The organism is Fulverythrobacter fulvus (genome assembly GCF_037154085.1).
In the GTDB taxonomy this organism is placed as follows: Bacteria; Pseudomonadota; Alphaproteobacteria; order Sphingomonadales; family Sphingomonadaceae; genus Andeanibacterium; species Andeanibacterium fulvum.
In genome coordinates this window covers 111424-129569 of sequence record NZ_JBANRM010000004.1, presented here as the reverse complement: position 1 = coordinate 129569, position 18146 = coordinate 111424, and the positions used below count along the sequence as shown (strand labels likewise).

The 18146-nt window shown below is 63.1% G+C and carries 14 protein-coding genes; 6 read left to right on the top strand and 8 right to left on the bottom strand.

All coding sequences use genetic code 11. The annotated features are described in order from the left end of the window. Window positions 1-24: 24 nt before the first annotated feature. The 3 genes from WFP36_RS12745 to WFP36_RS12735 are packed head-to-tail and all read right to left on the bottom strand — an operon-like array spanning window position 25 to window position 3129. Window positions 25-540 carry a c-type cytochrome gene (locus WFP36_RS12745; protein ID WP_336980894.1) on the bottom strand — a complete coding sequence of 172 codons (516 nt, stop codon included), beginning with the start codon at window positions 538-540 and terminating at the stop codon, window positions 25-27. A gap of 55 nt (window positions 541-595) precedes the next feature. Then, window positions 596-1759: an alpha-hydroxy-acid oxidizing protein gene (locus WFP36_RS12740; RefSeq protein ID WP_336980893.1), complete on the bottom strand. Its 1164-nt coding sequence runs from the start codon at window positions 1757-1759 to the stop codon at window positions 596-598. Further along, window positions 1756-3129 carry a spinster family MFS transporter gene (locus WFP36_RS12735; protein ID WP_336980892.1) on the bottom strand — a complete coding sequence of 458 codons (1374 nt, stop codon included), beginning with the start codon at window positions 3127-3129 and terminating at the stop codon, window positions 1756-1758. The genes WFP36_RS12740 and WFP36_RS12735 overlap by 4 nt, the downstream gene beginning before the upstream one ends. Before the next feature lie 584 nt (window positions 3130-3713). On the opposite strand from WFP36_RS12735, the gene WFP36_RS12730 reads away from it, so the two are divergent. Next, window positions 3714-4613, top strand: a complete 900-nt coding sequence (locus WFP36_RS12730; protein ID WP_336980891.1) for a LysR family transcriptional regulator — start codon at window positions 3714-3716, stop codon at window positions 4611-4613. 12 nt (window positions 4614-4625) lie between these two features. On the opposite strand, the gene WFP36_RS12725 is transcribed toward WFP36_RS12730, so the two are convergent. From WFP36_RS12725 to WFP36_RS12715, 3 genes are read right to left on the bottom strand one after another with little or no spacing between them, the layout of a single operon-like run. Then, window positions 4626-5378 (bottom strand): glutathione S-transferase family protein, encoded by a 753-nt coding sequence (locus WFP36_RS12725; protein ID WP_336980890.1) that lies wholly within the window; start codon window positions 5376-5378, stop codon window positions 4626-4628. Beyond that, complete coding sequence (locus WFP36_RS12720; protein WP_336980889.1) at window positions 5375-6223, bottom strand: glutathione S-transferase family protein; 849 nt, start codon at window positions 6221-6223, stop codon at window positions 5375-5377. Before WFP36_RS12720 ends, WFP36_RS12725 begins: the two co-directional genes overlap by 4 nt. Before the next feature lie 9 nt (window positions 6224-6232). Next, complete coding sequence (locus WFP36_RS12715) at window positions 6233-7405, bottom strand: MalY/PatB family protein (RefSeq protein WP_336980888.1); 1173 nt, start codon at window positions 7403-7405, stop codon at window positions 6233-6235. Window positions 7406-7894: 489 nt separating this feature from the next. On the opposite strand from WFP36_RS12715, the gene WFP36_RS12710 reads away from it, so the two are divergent. From WFP36_RS12710 to WFP36_RS12700, 3 genes are read left to right on the top strand one after another with little or no spacing between them, the layout of a single operon-like run. After that, window positions 7895-9025: a pyridoxal phosphate-dependent aminotransferase gene (locus WFP36_RS12710; protein WP_336980887.1), complete on the top strand. Its 1131-nt coding sequence runs from the start codon at window positions 7895-7897 to the stop codon at window positions 9023-9025. A 9-nt stretch (window positions 9026-9034) separates the two neighbouring features. Further along, a complete protein-coding gene (locus WFP36_RS12705) occupies window positions 9035-10441 on the top strand; it encodes an FAD/NAD(P)-binding protein (protein WP_336980886.1) in 1407 nt (468 codons plus the stop codon). Then, window positions 10438-11271, top strand: coding sequence for a class I SAM-dependent methyltransferase (locus WFP36_RS12700; RefSeq protein ID WP_336980885.1), 834 nt, complete (start codon window positions 10438-10440; stop codon window positions 11269-11271). Before WFP36_RS12705 ends, WFP36_RS12700 begins: the two co-directional genes overlap by 4 nt. A gap of 178 nt (window positions 11272-11449) precedes the next feature. On the opposite strand, the gene WFP36_RS12695 is transcribed toward WFP36_RS12700, so the two are convergent. Both WFP36_RS12695 and WFP36_RS12690 read right to left on the bottom strand, forming a co-directional pair. Further along, on the bottom strand, window positions 11450-12436 hold the full coding sequence (locus WFP36_RS12695; RefSeq protein ID WP_336980884.1) for a DUF6607 family protein: 987 nt from the start codon (window positions 12434-12436) through the stop codon (window positions 11450-11452). Window positions 12437-12458: 22 nt separating this feature from the next. Next, window positions 12459-14600, bottom strand: a complete 2142-nt coding sequence (locus WFP36_RS12690; protein WP_336980883.1) for a TonB-dependent hemoglobin/transferrin/lactoferrin family receptor — start codon at window positions 14598-14600, stop codon at window positions 12459-12461. Window positions 14601-14888: 288 nt separating this feature from the next. On the opposite strand from WFP36_RS12690, the gene WFP36_RS12685 reads away from it, so the two are divergent. Continuing rightward, window positions 14889-17348 carry a HAMP domain-containing sensor histidine kinase gene (locus WFP36_RS12685; protein ID WP_336980882.1) on the top strand — a complete coding sequence of 820 codons (2460 nt, stop codon included), beginning with the start codon at window positions 14889-14891 and terminating at the stop codon, window positions 17346-17348. Further along, window positions 17338-17988 (top strand): response regulator transcription factor, encoded by a 651-nt coding sequence (locus WFP36_RS12680; protein ID WP_336980881.1) that lies wholly within the window; start codon window positions 17338-17340, stop codon window positions 17986-17988. Before WFP36_RS12685 ends, WFP36_RS12680 begins: the two co-directional genes overlap by 11 nt. Window positions 17989-18146 lie beyond the last annotated feature (158 nt).

The following is an 18146-nucleotide window of genomic DNA, read 5'->3' as shown; positions in this document are numbered from 1 at the left end:
CATCGGATATCTCGTCTGTGCCGCTCAGTTCACGCTCGGCAGCTTCTTGCCCCAGGTGTAGGCCTGCGGGACCTCTTCCTGAGGAGTTGCGGATGGCGCAGTGTCGTCAGGCGTGGTTCCGGCCTCCGGGTGCGTGATCACGGCAAGCGAAAGCTGGCGCATCCGGGCCTGGTCCAGCCTGAGCGGGACCGTTCCCGCGCGCGCGCCATTCTCCTTCAGGATGAAGGCCACGATCTCCAGATATTGTTCTTCATCCAGCCGCCCCGGGGCCTGTGGGGGCATGGCAACGGCGATGTAGTTGTAGAGCCCGGCCACCGTATCGAAGGTCTGCATCACATCGCTGCCGATCAGCGCAGGCGCATTGGGGCCGAGCAGCTTTGCGCCGTGGCAGGCCGCGCATTGGGAGGCATAGCCAAGTTCCCCTGCCTTTGCCTGTTCCTCGCTGAACACACCCTCGTCGCCCGCCGCAGCGCCCAGAGATGCCGCCGAGGCTAAGCTGGCGGCAAGAAGAACGGCGATAGCTTTGAACCGGTTTGTCACTTGAGTGCCTCGGTGCTGCGAAGGTCTTGAAGGCAATCTGGCCGGACGAGCCGGATCACTGCTGGAGCATGTCCGGCCCGATGTCCTGCACGCGCGATGTTCCGGAAAGGTGCATCACGGTGCGCAGTTCATCGGTCAGCTTCTCATAGACGGCCCGCACGCCTTCCTCTCCACCGAGGGCGAGGCCGTAGATCGTGGGGCGTCCCAGGGCGACTGCCGTCGCCCCGAGGGCGAGAGACTTGAACACGTCCAGCCCGCGCCGCACGCCGCCATCGAGGATGATCGGCACGCGCCCTTCCACAGCCTCGGCGGCCCGAGGCAACACGGTGAAAGCGGAAGGCGCGCCATCCAACTGGCGGCCGCCATGGTTGGACAGCCAGATGCCTGCCGCGCCCAGCCGTACGGCCTGAGCGGCATCGGAAGCGCGCAGAATGCCCTTGGGGATCACCGGCAGGGCGGATTCTTTCTGGACCAGTTCCAGATCTTTCCAGCTCAGGCCCGCCTTGGGGCGCAGCCCTCTTCCGGAAATCGGGAAATTGCCCAGCGGCACCTCCTTGGGCCAGGTAAAGCCGGTGCGGATATTCGCCTCGCGATTGCCGCCCATGGTCACGTCCACCGTGTGGACTATCGCCGTGTATCCCGCGTCTCGGGCGCGCCACAAAAGCTCGCGCGTGACGCCGTCATCTTCGTCCTGATAGAGCTGGAACCAGCGCGGGCCCTTTGTCGCCTGCGCCACATCTTCCATCCGGCGGGTGGAAAGCGTGCTCAGCACCATCAGGCCACCCGCCTGTTCCACACCCCGCGCAGTGCCCACTTCCGCGCTTTCATGGACCAGTCCGTGGCCCATGGTCGGAGGGGCGATCAGGGGCGTTTGCAGCGTGGTGCCCAGCAGAGTGCAGTTCGTATCGGTGTGACCGACACCAGCATAGACGCGCGGGTAGATTTCCCTCCGGTCGAATGCGAGTCGGTTTTCCCTGAGGCTCCATTCATCCCCAGCGCCGTTCGAGATGAAGGCGAAGGCGGGCGCGGGAATGGAGCCGCGCGCCCGTTCTTCAAGCTCTATCAGGTTCAGCAGCTCGAATGGCCTGCTTCCGGCTGCCGTGCCTTTTGCCGGAACGTTCGCGCGGGCACGGTGGACCGGAAGCAGGGCCAGCGCACCCGTAGCCAGCCCGCCTGCAAGCAGTGCACGCCGGTTCGGATACAAGATGCGAGAGGTCATTGTCCCTGCCACTCCTGAGCATGGCTGGTGTCCTGCAGCAGCGAACGGCCGGCGAGCATCATGATCGGCCCGGCAATCACGCCGACCAGCGCGGTGATCGACATGGAATAGCGGATCGCTTCCTCCTGCCAGATGATCGCCAGCTGATCGTTCAGCCAGCCAACCCCGAGCGGGCCGATGATCTGGCCGAGAATGGCGATGGAGAGCACGTAGAGTGCCATGCCAAATGATCGGATGGAGACAGGCATCACCTGGATGAGCAACAGCGAGAGCAGCGGAACCATCATGCTGGCCGCCATGCTGTCGATCGCCGCGCCCAGCGCCACCAGCGGGATGCTGGGGGCAAAGAGGAACACATATTGCGACAGGCCGACAGTGGTGAAGCAGATTGCGGGCAGCCAGATGCGCCAGCGCTCGTCGAAACGGAGCAACCGGGTCATCAGCACGCCCCCGCTCAGCGCACCGACCAGCCCGGCGATCCCGCGGATAGGGCCCAGCAGACTGGCGCTTTGGGCCACGTCCATTCCGTGAACGCGCAGCATGAATGTCGTGCTCCACACGACATGGGCATAAAAGGAAATGGTCACGAGCGCGGCGCCCAGTGTGGCGAACACATAGGTCCGGCGCTTCAGGAGGAAGGCGAGGGACGGGCCGAACGAGGGTTTCGTATCGTCTGCGGATTTCGGCGCCGGGTCGAAAGTTCCGCGAAGCGGTTCGCGGACGGTGAACATCAGCAGCAGGCCCAGGAACAGGCCGACGCCGCCGGCGATCCAGTAGGTGATGCGCCAGCCGTAGAGATGGCCAATCCAGCCCGCGATGGGCGTAAGGATCAGGCCGGAAATGGCGGTGCCCGAGACCATGATCGAGAAGGCCAGCGGGCGGCGCTTCTTGTCGAAGATGTCGGAAAGCATCGAAGTGGATGGCGGCGTCCCTGCGGATTCGCCCGCGCCCATCAGGAAGCGTGTCGCAGCGAGCTGCCAGACATTGGAGACAAAGCCGGTCATCACCGTCATCGCGCTCCAGAACGAGAAGCCGATGCCGATGATCGCTTTGCGGTTCCAGCGATCGGCCAGTCGCGCCACGGGGATGCCCATCACGGCGTAGACGAGGACAAAGGCAACGCCGGTCACCAGGCCCAGTTCCGTATCGGTGAGTTGCAGGTCCTTCTGGATCAGCGGAAACAGAAGGGAAATCAGCAGCCTGTCGAAATAGTTGAATGCATAGGCGAGCGTGAGCAGCGCTAGCGCATACATCGAGCGCAGGCTCCACCCGCCATCATATGCGGCAGCGGGCGCGGGCACAGCGGGCACGGACAGGGCTTCGCTGGCGGGCGCATGAGCGCCCGGGGGATTTGTGCTGGTACTGGTCATGCCTTCCACTGCTCCGCGTCTCCCGAGCCGGAATGTCCGGCTCTGTCCGAAACCCTTTGTATCATTTGCTTTTACTCCTGAAGCTGGTAATCCCTAGTCATCAGGTATGGATTTGGACATATTCTCGCTAACATGTGGACGGAGGTTCAGCCACAGACGGAATTCCGATAGTTCCTATCGATATTGTGCATAACTAAAGCATGGTTCGGTTTGTGCGAGGCCGGTGCGCCGGCGCGCGCGATGATGCTCGCTGCTTAGCGTCAGGCAAAGGCGCAGAGCGATTGGGGAAAAATGACGATTTGCGCCAGTTCTTTGCGTGTTGAGCACTATCAATGGCTGTTTTTCGGCGTTCCGATCAAGACGCGGCCGGATTGGCCGTATGAGAGCTGAGGATATGGCGCTCGGGAATGCAATGCCGCGCCAAGCGAGGCGAGATCGTGGTGCCGGCGCGTTGACTGCGCCTTCAACTCCTGTACCCGTTATCGATAAGGGCGATAACGCTTTGAATGAATGCCGTCATCGCGGATGACCGGCGGGAGAGTACGATGGAGCTAGGCAAGCTTAGAAATTTCGATCTGAATCTGTTGATTGTGCTCGGTGCCATTCTCCAGCATCGCAGCGTCAGCGTGGCGGCGGACGAGCTTTCCATGTCGCAGAGCTCGGCAAGCCATGCCTTGACGCGCCTTCGTCGGCTGCTGGGCGACGAGTTGTTCGTCAAGACGCGCAACCGCATGATCCCGACCCCCAAGGCGCTGGAACTTGCGGAGCCGGTCAACGACATCCTAAATTCCGTCGGAGACATCCTGCTGGCGACGTCTTCGTTCGACCCGCGCGAGACCGAGCGGACGCTGGTTCTCGCGCTAGGGGACGTCGGCGAGATCATGATGCTGCCTGCCCTGCTCGATTATGTGACGCGTGAAGCCCCCAAATGCCGCATCCAGACCCTGATGAGCCAGGCGAATGAGGCCGAACGGCAATTGCTGGACGGCAAGCTCGATCTCTATGTCGGCTTCATCTCGTCCCCGTCGCTCGATCTCATGTGCCAGAAGCTTTACGATGACGACATGGTGGTGGTCTGTTCGCAGGACCATCCGCATCAAGGCAGCATGAGCATCGAGCAATATGCCGCGGCCGATCATGTGATCCATCAAATCCGCTCGCAGGCGAAGAACCGGATCGACCAACTGCTGGAAAGCCAGGGTTTCTATCGCAAGGCGAAGGTCATTACGCCGAATGCAACGGCCACACCCTATATCGTCGCCAACGATCCGACGCTGATCTCGATCTATCCGCGTTCTCTCGCGACCTATTTGCGCAAGATATACAAGATCAAGATCATCGAGCCGGAATTCGATACCGGGACGATCGAGGTGAGCCAGTATTGGCATCGGCGCTATAACAAGGACCCGCTGATTTCCTGGCTCAGAAAGTCGATGTTCTCGATCTTCGGCGAGGGACGACGGGGCAGGGGCTCGGAAGGTTGAACCCCAAATCCGTCAGAGGTGATCCCTTGGCGGCGAGTGGAACAGCGAGATACCCTCGCTTACCTGACGGCCGACGGCCTTCTGATATGCCCGCCGTCCGCTGATCCGCCCCATCCAGGCCGCAATACGGGGGCGCTTCGCTGGGGCGATAGCCGATTGCAGGTCAGGAACCAGGCGATGGACCAGCGACATGCCGGCAATATCGGCGATGGAAAACTCATTCCCCAGCAACCAGTCGCCTTTGGCCAGCAAGCCTTCGATGATGTCCAGTCCTTCCTCGAGGTCCGCCAGCGCCGCCTGTGGGCGCTGATCCAGCGGCACCGCGTCCCGCAGGACGGCTGACCAGCCGGACAGGACGGGGCGGCTGGGAGTGGCGGCCAGCCGGGCAAGATAGTCTTGCCGGGTCGCTTCGGTCGTACCGGCGAGCCAGCCAAGCAGGTTGCCGCTGGCGTTCATCAGCCGGTCGAGTGTGTAGATCGTGTCCTGGCAATCATAGAGCGCGGCCGCCTCCCGCGGTAACAGGCCGTGGGCCGGATTGCTTTCGGCCAGGAAGAACAGGGCGAGATCGCTTTCCTCCATCAACAGGTCGTCGATCTGCAACAAGGGTACCGCACCGGTTGGCGACAAGGTCCGCTGAGCGTCGCTCCATTGTTCCAGCGCGTCGAGATCGATCAAGGTCACCTCATAAGGCAGGCCGATTTCCTCGAGCGCGAAGATCAGGCGAAAACTGCTGGCATCCCCGCTGCCCAGCGTAAGTCGGATCATCGGGTGGCTCCCTGCGTTTCGCTGCCGGGTTCGACCCCGAGTTTTGCGGCGACGTCAAACGCCCGCTGGCCCACGGCCCGCGCCAGTTCGAATGTTTTGACAAGGCGTGGCCGCGCATAGCAACGCCTCAGCCATGCCACGAAGTGCGGAACTCGATCCTCGGCTACGGTCTCGGGAATGCTCTCCGGCGAGGCGTAGAAATTCGCGAAGGTCACGATATCGGCCAGGGTGAACTGCTCGCCGATCAGCCAGGTGTTCTTTGCCAGAAGTGCGTCAAGCTCGTCGACATAGGCGCGCACATTCTGTCGCGCATTATCGAGGTCCTGCTCCGAAAAGCCGTCGATCAGCGCCTTGCTCCAGGCGATGCGGCGTTCCTTGGACGGGTTGCGGTAGATGAGTTCCTCGATCTCGGCCTGGGATTTGCCCGCCAGCGCGGTCCGCATGAAGCGGTTCCAGCCGTTCATGCTCACGGAATGGGCGATCTCGTCCGACAGGCGGCAACGATGGCGCATCCGGTAGCGAGTTGCGGGATCGTGCGGGACGAGTGCCGGGCCCGGCATCGCATTATCGAGATATTCGCACAGGTAGAGCGAGTGAGAGAATATCCGGCCCTTGTGAGCGACTACCGGCATCACTCCGTTCGGATCGATCGCCAGAAACTCCGCGCTCCCTTCCTCGAACTTCAGGAGATCCCAGAACTTCCGGTCGAACGGCGCGCCCTTTTCCATCATCGTGAAGAGCGGGTAACCGGTGCGCGAATTCGGGTCCCATGTGTGGACCACGGGAACTCCTCCCGGCAGGAGATCGACGGGAATGTCCGGGTAACGGATTTCGGTGAGCGTCATGTCGGTGTCTCAGCCTTCCCGGGAGGCCAGCGCGGCCCCCATTCTCGAGATGGCTTCTTCGAGAATGGGCAGCGGCGTTGCAAAGATCAGCCGGGCAAAGCCTTCGAACCCGCTGCCACAGGTCGCGCCCTCGGTAAGGTGGACCTGCGCATGTTCCTTGAAGAACGCCGCGGGGGCATCGGCAATGGCGGTGTCCCTGAAATCCAGCCAGCCGATATAGGTGCCTTCCGGCGCGTGATATTTCACTCCGGGCAGCTTTTCCTCCACAAGCGCCGCAAGAGCATGCCGGTTGCGATCGAGATAGGCGATGACTTCGCCGAGCCAGTCGAAGCCAGCGCGATAGGCCGCGACATTCGCCGCGACCCCCAGATTGCTTGTGCCATGCGCGGCGAAAAAGCCGATCTTGCGCCAGATCTCGCGGTCATCATCGTTGCTCGTGATCACCTGCGCGCATTTCAGGCCGGGCAAGTTCCAGGCCTTCGAAGCGGAGATTGCGGTTACCGTATGTCCGGCCGCGACTTCGCTGATGGACGCATAGGAGACATGCTTCTGTCCGGGATAGACCAGCGGTGCCCAGATTTCGTCGGAGAAGACCCGCCCGCCATTCCGGTCGACGACTTCGCTCACCTCGACGAGTTCGTCACGGCCAAAGACCCTGCCGGTGGGGTTATAGGGATTGCACAGGATCAGCAGATTGCCGCCTTCGTCAAAGGCCCGCTGGATGCCCGGAAGATCGAGCACATATTGGCCGTCGGCGAAGATCATCGGAACCTCGACCACCTCACGCCCGAAGATGGGCGGCATGGACAGGAACGGCATGTAGGCAGGGGTTGGCACGATGACTTTCGAACCATCGGCGGAGTGATGCTTGATGGCGAGTTCCAGCGCCTTGATCACATCGGGCACCGGATGAATGTCGCTGCCCGCCACATTCCATCCGTGGCGTGCCGCCAGCATTCCGGCAGTGGCTTCGCGCAGGTCTGCGACCATGGTTGCGGGAAGGTAGCCGAAGGAACCCTCGTCGACCGCGCGATGAAGCGCATCGATGATCGGGGGGGCGATGCCGAAATCCATCTCCGCCACAAAGGCGCCGATCATGTCATCCCGGCTGGCCCACTTGGTCGCCCCGGTCCGCCGCAAGTCATCCAGCGTGATGGCGTCGATCTGTTCGAATAGGCTCACAGGAAATCCTCAAATAATCAAAGGCATCTTATTGTTATCGAAGGTATGCATTCGGGTGGCGCATCTTGATCGTGTCGCCGCGAAACTCTGAAATCTCAGAGCATTGCCCCGCCGTGGTTCCTAAGTTTCCGCCGACCATTCTCCAATGATGATTCCAGATAAGCGTTATGAGCGTGGTTCATGGGCGTTTTCTTGACGCTGCTCGATCCGCTTCATACCATCTCGTCGAAATAAAATACATATATTTCAATATATTAATGAAGTTTCGGGAGGTGTCGGTGTCGATCCGCCCGGTCTTTCGTTCGGGATGTGAGCGGAGCGGCGCGTTCTTCGCCTCGATTGAGGGCCGGGGCCGCGATCGGCTTTGGCAGGCGGGGCTTGTCATCATCTGCAAGGCGAAAGGGCGGGCTGCACACGCGGGAAACCTGCTTGTGCGTCGCACTGTCGCGACTGCCTCCTGAACAGCGAGAATGGTGAGGAGACAGTCGTATGATGCCGGAAAAGACGCGCAAGCCCACGCTGGCGCCCGGCCTGGTTCAGGGCGGGGCAGTGACCATGCCCTACATGCAGACCGAAAAGGGCGCGGCCGTGGCCGATCTGTTCGGCCCGACGCCGGGGCAGGCCCGCCTTGCCGGCAATGAAAACCCGTTCGGCCCGGCGCCCAGCGCGCTGAAGGCAATGGCGGATACGGCCGGGCTGGGCTGCTATTATGCGGACCGGAGCGTATTTTATCTGACCGCCATGATCGCGGAACGTCACGGTGTTTCGCCTTCGCAGGTGGTGCTCGGGTCGGGATCGACTGAAATTCTCTGCGCCGCGGCGTTCGCCTGGGGGCGGGAAGGCTCGATCGTCTGCCCGGATCTCTTCTGGGATGCGCCGATCCAATATGCGGAACGCAAGGGCGTAGACTGCAATTATGTCCCGCTCGCTGGCGACATGAACCTCGATCTGGACGGCATGGCGGCGGCGCTGGGCGATGGCGTTTCGCTGGTCCATCTCGTGAACCCCAACAATCCGACCGGAATGGCGCTCGACAATGGCGCCCTGCGAGCCTTCGCCGCGAAGGTGCTCAGGAGCGGCGCGACCCTGTTGGTGGACGAGGCCTATAATGAACTTGCCGATGATCCCGAGGGCAGTTCTCTGGTCGATCTCGTCCGCGCGGGCGAGGATGTGATCGTCTGCCGGACCTTCTCCAAGATCTACGGCATGGCGGGCCTGAGGGTCGGTTATGCGCTGACCAGCGAAGCGAATGCGGCCCGCGTCCGCGGACATATGACCAGCTTCGGCGGGAACATGGCAGGCCTCGCCGCAGCGATCGCCTGTTTCGATGACCAGCCCTTTCTGCAGGGCTCGCTCGCGGCGATCAGGGAAGGCCGGGACATGATCCTGGATGCCGTGGCCAGGGCCGGATGCACCGCGCTTCCCAGCCAGACCAATTTTGTGTTCGTCGACGTGCCCGATGCCGATGCTGTGAAAGAGGCAATGGCCGCGCGCAATATCGTTATTCGCGGCGCGTTCGGCAGCTGGAAACACTATTCGCGCGTTTCGGTGGGCGATCTGAAGGATGTGGCGCGCTACGCCGAGGCACTGCCGCAGATCGTGGAAGCGCTGAGGAAATAAGGGCGGCGGGTGCAGACATCCGGCAAGCCTTGGTCCGTCGGCACGGGCGACCATCGCGTTGCTATCGTGGGGGGCGGATTTTCGGGTGCGCTTCTGGCAGTGAACCTGCTGCGCATGGGCGCGCCGCGCGTAACATTGATCGAGCGGAGCGGGGAGTTCGGGCGAGGTCTGGCCTATTCCACGGGCGAGGCCTCGCATCTGCTCAATGTTCCTGCCAGTAATATGAGCGCGCTGCATGACCAGCCGGACCATTTCGCCAACTGGCTCGCGCGCGAAGGGCTGGATGCACAAGCGGGCTTCGCATCGCGCAGGGATTTCGGCCGCTATATCGGCGCACTGATTGCTGAGGCGCAGGCCGCTTGGCCCGGGCAGCTGGAGCTGGTGTCAGGCTGTTGCCTAGCCTTGAGGCAGGCCGACGGGCGCAAGGTGCTGACCCTCGACAATGGGGAAGAGATCGTCGCCGATACGGTGGCACTTGCGCTGGGCAATCTTGCGCCGCTCGATCCGCCGGCTCTCGCCACGGCGGGGCTCCCGGTCGAGGTCTATCGAAATGCCGTTAACGCGGGCGATCTTGCCGAGGGGCTTACCGGGAACGACACCGTGTTGATCGTCGGTACGGGGCTGACGATGATCGACACGGTACTCTCGCTGGACAAGGCCGGTTTTTCCGGCCGGATCGTCGCCTTGTCCCGCCGGGGGCTGATTCCTCGCAGTCATTCTCCCGACCCGGTGACAAGGCCCGTTCCGCTCGGACCCTATCCGGAGCGTGGGACGAGCCTGCTCCGCCGCGTGCGCGCCGATGCGGAAGCGCGCGGCTGGCGTGAGGCGATCGATGCACTGCGTCCCTATTCGCAAGGCTTGTGGATGGATGTGTCGGAGGCGGAGCGCCGCAGGTTTCTGCGGCACTTGCGGGCCTGGTGGGACGTACATCGGCACAGGCTCGCGCCGCAGATCGCCGCACGGATCGATGCCTTGCGTGCTTCGGGCCGGCTACAGGTCGTGGCTGGCCGGATTCTGGAAGTCGCGCAGGGGAAGCAAGGCGCCCGGGTGGTGTACCGACCCCGGCATGAGGGCACTCCCATTGCACTCGATGTGCGGCGAATATTCAATTGTACGGGCCCCCAATGCGATCTTTCGACGACATCGGACCCCTTGCTTTCGGACCTCGTCGTGAGCGGCGCGATCCGTCCTGACCGCCTGCGTCTGGGCGTTGACGTCACCAGCGATTGCGAGGTGATCGGCCGTAACGGGCAGGCCGATCCACAATTGTTCGCGCTCGGCCCACTGACCAGAGGGATGTTCTGGGAGATCAACGCCGTGCCCGACATACGGACCCAGGTCTGGCAGGTTGCCCAGCGTATCGCTCAGCGGCCAAGGAAGCTGGGTTCGCTTGCCCGGATGGAGAGAACAGAATGAATTCGATGAACAGCGACGCCTGGAAGGGCTTCCTGGGACGGAAATGGGCCGCCTCCTGGGCAATGACCGACCGGACATTCGGCGGGCTGACCGAGCGGATGGAACAACTCTGCGAAGCGGCGCCAATGACGCGGATGCTCGATGCAGGATGCGGGGCGGGCGAGTTCGCGATCAGACTGGCAGCCCGCCACCCAGGGCTGCAGGCAATTGGCGTCGATATTTCGGAGGAACTGATAGAGGAGGCCCGCTCGCGGGCGGCGGGCGTGGCCGACGTAGGTTTCATCTGCGACGACGTGGCTCGATTCCGCCCGGATGACGGAGCGCTGTTCGATCTCATCGTCGCGCGGCATGTGGTGATGTTCTTCGACGATCCTCAAGCCGTGCTCGGCCATCTCGCGTCGCTCACCGAGGGCGGGGGCAGGCTGATCTTCTCCTGTTTTCGCTCCAACGAGGAAAATGGCTGGATCGCTGACATACTGGCCCTATTGCCCGAGCGTTTTCAGGTCAGGTTGAGAGCGGGCCAGCCGGGGCCGCTAGCCTTTGCAGACCGGCAGTGGGTCGAGCATCTGCTTGCCCGGTCCGGCTGGACCCAGGCCGTCTTCGAGCCGTTCGATTACGGGATGGCCGTGGGTGCGGGCTCCGATCCGCTCGACGATGCGGTTTCCTATCTTCTGAATATCGGCCCGGCTTCCTTTGCCGCGGCTGAATTCGATGCGCAGGAACGGAGCGAGTTCGTGCAGCGCCTTCGCACCCTTCTGTCGGGTTATCTTGTAGGGGATCGGGTCCTTCTGCCTGCTGCAACCTGGCTGGTCTCCGCTGTCGCGAAATAATCCGCAACAAGGCGCGGCCTGTCGTCCAGCAGCAGGTCCGGCCTTTTGCCGGACAAGGCATCGCTGCGGAACTGCGGCTCGTCCCTCAGCGGCTCGCGAGGCGGCCTCAGGCGATAGTGCCCGCCCCCGGTCCCTTGCATGACGGGGGCGGGCACTAGCCCTTGGCGGCCGACGGGGATCAGTTGCCCCCGGTATTCCCGTCGATCAGCTTGCGGGCTTCCGCGATTGCCTTGGTTTCCTTCACTTTGCCGGCCATGACGTCGTCTGCCAGTTCGAGCAGGCGGGCGGAGATCACGGTGCCGGTTTCGGCCTCTTCCTTCACGCGAATGCCGCCTTTCTTCACGGCGATTTCATCCCAGATACCGCGCACAGCGGCCCAGTAGCCCTTGGTTGCGGCCCAGTAATCGTCGGCGGCCTTCACGTCATAGGAGTTGAAGCGTGTGTAGGTGTTGAGGACATATTCCTGCACCACCGGCTCCAGCTTGCCGCCGATTACACCCATTTTGGTGTTGTCCTGCCAGTGGATCCAGCCATCCGGCGTCAGTTGGTGGCGGTTGATCCCCAGATAGCGGTCATAGACCGGATGGCGTACCGCGTCGCGGCGGGCGAGGGGGCGCCACGTCCAGCTGGAGCGCCAGCGGCGCACGCCTCCCTGGGTTTCGAACTGGCCCCAGCCGGAATAGCGCGGACTGTCATCCACCTGCCAGACGGTCTGCGACCAGCGACCGTGGCGCAGGTTGGCGGGTACTTCCTCCCAGATCCAGCTATCCGGGCCGGAATAGGCCAGGATCTTCTCCGGCGCATATTCCCAATCCTGCCGCCAGTGCTTGATGACGTGGCTCTTGCCTTCGATATCCACCACCAGCAGGTGCTGCAGCACGATCTTCGTGCCTGTATCCTCGATCACCCGCACGCTTTCATATCCGCCCGAAACCTTGGCCGGGATCGGTTCGTAATCGCTGCGCCAGCGAGTGGATTCCTGCATGTCGAAACGCACGCGGAAATCGCCCGCCATGGCCAGAATGTCGGCCCGGTCGGCCTCGTAGGCGGCGCGTTCCTCTGCCGGTGTGCCTTCCGGCAATGGACCATGGGCAAATGCGGGGGCACTGGCGGCAAGGGCAAGCGCGGCAAGCCCGACGCCCAGCAAATTCTTGATCGGTTTCATAGATGAATGTCCCTGTTGAAGTTCAGAAGCGGAAGCTGAGCGAGGCGCTCGCATTGCGGCCGGGCCGCGTGTAGGCGTCGGTCACGGTGGAGGTGGCGGCGAGGCCGCGCACATCGCTCCACAAGGCGTATTTCTCGTCAGTGATGTTGAAGATGCCCGCGCGCAGGGTCAGCCCCTCGACCAGCTTCACGAAGGCTGTCGCGTCGATGATGGTCGAGACGTCCGGGCGGAAGCAGTCACCGGAACAGACCCCGGTCGTGCGGTCGAGTTCCTTGCGGGAATTGTGAGTTAGCACCACTTCGCCGCCAAAGGCACCGCCCGGATCGCGATAGCCGAGGCCGAGCACGAGGTTGAGCGGATCGATCGAGGCAAGCGGAGCCTTGCCGCCCCCATCCAGAATCTCGTCGCCTTTGGCATAGGCGATGGCGAAGCGGGCCGTGATGCCGTTCTTCGCGCGATATTCGGCCTTGCCTTCCAGTCCTTCGACCTCGACCTGACCGATATTGATGAACTGGTAGATCGCCGGGTCCTGCGGGGTGAAGGAGCCGCCGACCACTTCCTGCGCGATGAAATCCTTGTAATCGGCATGGAACGCCGTGGCGGACAGGCTGAGGTCTCCGGTAGTCACCCGGACGCCGCCTTCGAAGCTCTCGCTCTTTTCAGGGCCGAGATCGGGATTGGGTGCGGAGGTGTAGCCAAAGGCCAAATTCTCGAAGAACTGGTTCATCTGGCCCGGTTCGGGTGCCTTGAAGCCGGTGGCGTAATTGCCGAACAGGCGGATGTTCTCCGAGAGCTTCACCACCGCGCCGATGCGGGGGGAGAGGTGGGAAGCCGACTGGTCCGCGCCCGTGAAGCTGGGCAGCAGCGGATCGTCACTGGCGTCGAGCTTGTAGGCATCGAAGCGCAATGCCGGGAACAGGGTCAGGACACCGTCTGCGATGGAGATCTCGTCTCCCACGAACAGCCCGCCCAGCGTGAAGTCGGTCATCGGGAAGGCGCGGGTCGGGAAGGTCTCGCCCGCAGGCGGCACCGTGCCGTCGCGCAGCCCCTCCTGGCGGGTGAAGCTGACATCCCCGCCGAACACGATGCGGTGATCCAGCCCGCCAGTAGCGAAGCTGCTGCGCAGTTCGGCCGAGGCGCCGTAGACGCGGTTCTCGAAGGTGTTGAGCCGGGTGCGGTCCACAGCAGGGTTGCGGTCCTCGGCAGTGAACTGCCGGTCTTCCGCATCCTGCCAATAGACGCCCAATTGGGCATAATCGACCGCGCCTTCGCCTTCCCAGGTCCAGTCGGCGGCAATGCGGCTGCGATTACCGGTGTCGGTGCCCTTCAGGTCCAGCACGGTGCCGCTGAGGCCCGACAGGACATCGGTAAACAGGTAGGTGCCGGTATATTCGCCCGTCAGGCGCAGCTTGTGGCCATTGCCTGGCTGCCACACGATCCGGCCGAGTACGGAATTGGAATGGCCGTTCTGCGGATTGGGGGTTGTCCGGGCGGAACCGGTAACGTCGTTCGTGCCCTTGTTGTCCAGCTCGTCGAAGTCGCGGCGGGTATAGGCGACCATGGCGGAAAGCCGCTCGCTTCCGCCCGCAACGATCGCGGTCTCGGTGAACTCGTTATCCGCCGAATTGTAGGATGCGCGGGCAAGGCCGCCGACAGTGGCGCCATTGTCGAGGAAGTCCTGCGGCTCGCTAAGCGTGAAGGCCACCGCGCCGGAAAGCCCGTCCGAGCCGTAAAGCGCAGAGGCCGGTCCGCGCAGGATTTCCACCTGCTTGACCAGGCCCAGATCGACATAGTCGCCGCGGCCCACATCCTGCGCGCCGAAGCTGAACCCGTCGGGCACGCGCACGCCATCGACCATGATCAGTGTGCGATTGCCGCCGATGCCGCGAATGGTGAAGCCGGCATTGCCCGCGCGGCCGGTGGAGCCGAGCGCGGCGCCGAAGCGGGCCGGCTGGCGCTGGACCGAGACGCCTGGCTCGAAGCGGACGAGGTCCTTGATATCCGTTGCCATCTGGTCGGCAATGTCTTCGGCCGTGATGACGGAAACGGTTGCCGGAACATTGGCCGCGTCGGTCGGCAGGCGAGTGGCGGTTACCGTGATCGAAGTCCGGCGCTCTGCCCAATAGAGCCCGTCGTTGTCCTGCGCGAAGGCGGGCGCAGCCATCGCAGTGGTCGCGAGAAGAGCCGTCGCGACCGCTCCAATACGCGCCAGATTGCTCGCACCGCGTGCCGGATAGCCCCCTGCAGTTTCGCTTGCCCCTGTTGCCAAAAGTTCCTCCTGAATTGCAAATGAGAATGAGTCGCAGTAGCGATTAAAAGGAGGCGAGGATTTCGTCAAGGAGCTGGTCGGAAAAGCCGAAGAGAAGCTCTTTGAAGCCACCTCAGGTATCGGGGGTGAGGAACGCCTTGATCCATGCAGCCAAGCCTGCGCATGGAGATGCGGGGGCATGCGATGATTCAACCAGTGGCGCCGGAAAACCTGGCCGTTGGCGCTGGCCTTTTCTGGAACCCGGGCGCGATCAGCTATCTGTCGCAGCTCCTTCTGGCGTTCATGCTGTCCGCCTATCTCGCGCGGCGGGTCCAGGCTGAACGCCGGCAGGGCCGCGATTTTGCGCCCACCTTGCTGTTCTGCCTCACTATCGGCTTCCTCGTCCCCGCGCTGGTGACGGCACTTTTCCATGCAATGTCCGGCGGCGGCTGGCTGGCCTATGCGATGCCCTGGCTGTCCGAGCCGTCCTTTCCGTTGCTGTCCATGCCGTGGATTTCGTTCCTGTGCGGCTGCGCGGCGGCGGCCTTCGTGCAATTCGCCTATCGCTTCCCTCGGCGGCTGGCGGGGACGAAACGCGAAAGCCTGATTGTCGGGGCGATCATGGTCGCCATGCTGCTTGTCGAGGTCGGTATCGCCATTCGCACCGATATCGCGCTGCTTTCCGACGATCCGTGGATGCGCCCCGACTGGTTCGCAACCTGGCTGAACGTCAGCACCCTGTGGCTCGGATCGCTTTTCGTGCGCCAATATCTTCAGGCGCAGCGCGTGGTGCTGGCAAAGCAGCCAACCGGTATTCTGGCGGGCATCCGCGCAAACCTGCAAGCTTGCGTCCGCGCACCTGCCAATCGCGAGGCGAAGGCAGCGCGCGGTTTCCTGATCTTCGCCTTGCTGCCGATCGTCCACACGACCGCACTGGTCTTGCAAAGCGAGGGGCTGCTGGGCCCCTATCCGATGGACATCCTTATCTGCTGGTCGGTGCTGGCCCAGCTGACCGGCTTCACCCTCGTCTATCTGGGCTATTTGCCGGAACGTTCGTCCTTCCTGTTCAAGCTGACCACGATCAGCGTGGTTCTGCTGCTGGCCACGGTGAACGGCGCCTGCTGGATTGTCGCTCCGGGCTATTTCTCCCAGTTCAGGGCTCCGGGAATGGTCGTCGCGGGGCAGGAAGTGCGCTTCTCACCCAAGGTGGATGGCGGCTATGCCGTGGGTGACGTGCCGCTCGCACCGGAACCTGTGGCAGGGAGGATCGTCGGGCCCAAAGGGGCACAGGTGCCCCTGCCGTTCGATTTCCGCTTTTACGGCCGCGTCTATCGCACGATCCAGGTGGCGGGCGACGGCACCATCGGCTTCGAACATCTTCCCCAGCCGACCGATGTCGTTTTCCGCTATGGTGCGCGGCCAGCGATCTACCCCTTGCTCGTCGCCGTGCCGGAAAGCGGCACCAGCGTGCGGGTGAGGGTACATCCCCGGCGCATCGTCGTCACCCGGCGGGATCGCTGCGCCCCGCTGCAGGAACGCTGCTATGGCTTCCAGGCAGTGCTCCACGCCAATGGCCGGATCGACTTCGCCTATCTGGCAATGCCGGCTCAGCCCCGTTTCCAGCCGTTCGAGCCGCTCGCTGCGCCATGGCTCATGGGGATAACGCCGGGTCATTCGGCTGATGCCGCAATTCCCGCCAACACGCGGCCGATAATACGGGACTATCATCGCGACTTCCTGACCCATCTCGACCGGCTCTATGCGCCGATCGTGCCATTCCTGATCGCAGCAGTGTTCATCGTGCTGGTGGGCATGCCGCTGCTGTTCCGCGGCTTCCTAGTGCGCCCGCTAGAGCGGTTGTTGCGCGGCATCCGTCGGTTCCGGGACGGCGAACTGGGCACGCAGGTGAATGTCAGCTTCAATGACGAGATCGGCTATCTGACGGAATCCTTCAACGCCATGGCACGCTCTCAGCACGATATGGTCAACGGACTGGAGGCGATGGTGGCCGAGCGTGTGGAGGAGGTTTCCGACATCGCCGCGCGCAATGCTCAACTGGAGGAACGCGCCCGCCTCTCTGCCGATCTGCACGATTCCGTCAGTCAGACGCTGTTTTCAGCCGCATTGCTGGCCGATGCAGTGCCGGAGCAATGGTGCCGCGACCCCAAGCTGGGCACGCAGGCGTTGACGCGCCTTGCCGAACTCAATCGCAACGCGCTCTCCGAAATGCGGCTGCTGCTGGCGGAGCTTCGCAGCGGGGCCGTGGACCAGTCCCCTCCGGGCGAGAGGATCAAGGCGCTCGCCGGTGAATTCCAAGAGGAACATGGCGCGAGCATGCATGTGGAGGTCAATGGCGGCGGCGCGCTTCCGCCTGAGGTGCGCTCGACCTTCCATCGCATCGCGCAGGAATGCCTCAACAACATTGCTCGCCACGCAGGCGCAAGTGCCGTGCGGGTGACGTTTGAGGGCTTGCCGGGGCAGGCCCTGCTCGTCATTGACGATGATGGATGCGGCTTCGATCCGGCCGGTGTGGAAGGCGACCACCTTGGGTTGCAGATCATGCGGGAGCGGGCAGAGCGCATCGGGGCCACGCTGGAGATCGAGAGCATTTCCGGGCGGGGCACAACCGTAACGCTGGTGTGGATGGAACAAGATGACGGCTGACCCGATCCGCATCCTCCTGGTCGACGATCACATGGTCGTGCGTGCGGGGCTGACGCAGGTCATCGGGGCAATGGCGGGCTTCACAGTGGTCGGGCAGGCAGAGAGCGGCGAGGAAGCGCTGTTCCTATGCCAGCTTCATCGGCCGCATATCGTGCTGATGGACGTGCGCATGCAGGGCATGGGGGGCACCGGGGCCACGGAGTCCATCCGTCGATATCACCCGGACGCCCGTGTGATCGGCCTCAGTACCTTTGCCGATAGCGAGACAGTAGCCCAGATGCTGGCCGCCGGTGCCAGCGGCTTCCTGCCGAAGACGGTTTCGGCCGACGAACTGGCGGATGCGATCCGCCGGGTCCATGCGGGGGAAAGGATTGTCGTGGCCGGACTGGCCGAGGCCGATCCGCCTGCGGCTGCTTCCACAAGCGCGGCTGAAGTGACACTGAGCGGGCAGCAGCGGCGTGTGCTGGCGCTGCTCACCAAGGGTTATACCAATGGCGAGATTGCATCCTATCTCGGCATTTCGCTGCCCACCGCCCGCTATCATGTCAGCGCAATCCTCTTGAAGCTGGGGGTTTCCAATCGCGCCGAGGCGGCCGCGCTCGCGGCACGCAACCGGCTGGTGGACGACGCCGACTTCTGACCCACCGATCCTGTACATTCGTATAGGGGTGACTGACCGTGTGGTCAGTTCCGCTTGGCGCGCGTGAGCCTATCCTCTCGATCCGAAGCGGGACTGCGGTCGCCTTGCGTTTCATGGGGGCAAATGCATGAAACCTAACGGGAATTATCTGACTGCAA